Annotated in this window: 2 protein-coding genes and 1 pseudogene; all 3 read right to left on the bottom strand. The window is 61.4% G+C overall.

Annotated features, from left to right (window positions below; genetic code table 11):
- Positions 1-159 (bottom strand): annotated as a pseudogene (locus QWZ14_RS16885) (IS5/IS1182 family transposase); the annotation flags it as partial.
- A gap of 181 nt (positions 160-340) precedes the next feature.
- Entirely contained in the window at positions 341-658 is a 318-nt protein-coding gene (locus QWZ14_RS16880) for a hypothetical protein (protein ID WP_290317936.1), read from the bottom strand.
- A 178-nt stretch (positions 659-836) separates the two neighbouring features.
- Positions 837-2,021: an ISL3 family transposase gene (locus QWZ14_RS16875; protein WP_290317935.1), complete on the bottom strand. Its 1,185-nt coding sequence runs from the start codon at positions 2,019-2,021 to the stop codon at positions 837-839.
- Between the last annotated feature and the right edge of the window lie 70 nt (positions 2,022-2,091).

Below are 2,091 nucleotides of genomic sequence, written 5' to 3'. Positions count from 1 at the left end.
CACCTCTCGCAAGTCGACCGAGGGCTTGCGCCCGCGGCGTGGAGGGGGCGGCAGCAACGGCTCGATCCACTGCCACTCCTCGTCTGTCAGGTCAGACGGGTAGCGCTTTGTCTTGCGGGCAATCCCGGCCATCCGGTCGCGCGTCTCTCGGGTCCACATCCCGAGCTTGAATCACTCCCGCCACCCCAACACAACCATTCTCAAACGGTCACTTAGCCTCTCGAGCATCGTCGGTGTCGCAGAACTGAAAGGTGTGGTTCGATAATCCGCGCGTTATCGAACCGAAGACGCAGGAGCAAGTTCGACAACCGCAGTTTGGAATATACTTGGTCGTGACCGCCTAAATCGGTGGCCTCGCCACCAACAGAACTACCTGATGCGGCCTTAAGTCCTGTTCTGAGCTTCCAACATCGACGCCGGCGTCATCAAAGAGCTTCATGAGCGATCTTGCGATCGATATATGTTCAGCTACCTGACTTCCCCTGGGCTTAAGCACATGAATTCCGCTCGCCTCGCTGGGCATGAAGGGTGTCGCTTGAAAGGTGACTGTCCAACCGCTGCTTTTGAAAATATTTTGCATTCTGTCGCCATATTCAGCAGCGTCCACAGGAGACATGATGAGAACCTGGAACCGTGCTGCTGGGGTGATACTTGCCAAGGCTGCCCTCAGGCGGACTTCTTGGGGTTCAGTAAGCGGGTATGGTGGGCCAACTCGTCGCTCAAGCTGTTCTATTCTAGCTTTGGCGTCGTCTGGCGATGCCCCACCAAGTTTGCTTTTGTATTCATCGACTTGGCCACGGAGCCGATCAATTTGAGATTTTTGGCTCCTCGCTGTTTTAGGTGGGTAGGCTGAGTTCGAGCTTGCCTGCGATGAGATAGATCATCGCCTTCAGGTTGCGGGTGGACCGGTAGCCTCGAGCCTTGGCCTTGGCGGCCTGGACGAGACTGTTGATGCCCTCGAGAATGCCATTGGCGATGTGAGTGTCGTGCCAGCGCAGGATGCCATCCNTCATGGGCAGTAGACGGCTGTGGGTGGCCCAGAAGTACCACCGCTTGAGGAGCGCCTCGGCGGCCTGGCGTGACGGCTGTTGATAGACCTCCTGGAAGGTCAGCCGGATCCGCCAGGCTCGGGCGGTCTTGAGATTGCGCTGGCTCAGGCGCTCGATGGTGTCGCGTTGGCCCAGCGAGAGGTTGGTGGTGTTCTTGAGCCAGGCATACCGGGTTCGCTTCAGCTCCGGCCGCCCCTGCTGTTCCTCCCGGCGGACCTGATCGACGGCGTCATTGACGATCTTGACGGCATGGAACTTGTCGAAGGTGATCGCGGCCTGCGGCAGGTACTCGGCAGTGCCCTTGATAAAAGCCGGGCTCATGTCGATGCAGACCTCGGCGACCTTGGCCACGTCGCCGCCATGCTGCTGCAGGTCAGCGGCAAAGGCGCCGACCGTGGCGGCATCTTTGCCGTCGGCCACGAACAGCACCTGCGTACGGTCGAGGTCGACGAACAGGGAAACATAGTTGTGGCCGCGGCGTGAGGCGGTCTCATCGAAGGCAACTCGACGAACCTCGCCATGATCGGCGTGATCCCGAGCCTGCTCGACATAGTGGTGGACGACCCGCCACAGCTTGGTGTCGTGCTCGCCAATCGTGCGGGCCACCACGGCGACCGGCATGCTGGCGACCAGGGCCATGACGAAGGCCTCAAACAGCAGCGTGAAGCCGCTGCCGGCCCGGGCCCACGGCACGTTCACCTGCCGGATCCCGCAGGCCTCGCAGCTGACCCGCGGTACCCGCGCCGTCAGATAGGCCTCATGTTGGAAGAAGCTCAGGTGCCGCCAGGTCAGCTGCTCGGTGTCATAGGCCGGGCATCCCGCCGCGCCGCAGGTGGAGCAGGCGAACCGTGCGCCCTTGGCAAAGGTGATCTCGATGTCCAGTCGCCGCGCCGCCGCATCGAAGCGACTTCCGGAAACCGACCACGGCGTCCCCAACCCCAAGGCCGCCTGGAACAACTCGGTGTCACGCATCTGCGTCTCGCTGCCTGATCCGCTCCCGGCCATGCCAGATGATGCGTCCAACCCGCACTCACCACATCAG

Source organism: Paeniroseomonas aquatica, assembly GCF_030409335.1.
GTDB classification, from domain to species: domain Bacteria; phylum Pseudomonadota; class Alphaproteobacteria; order Acetobacterales; family Acetobacteraceae; genus Belnapia; species Belnapia aquatica.
Note: the sequence above shows the minus strand (reverse complement) of the source record. Positions and strands in the feature narration are given on the sequence as shown.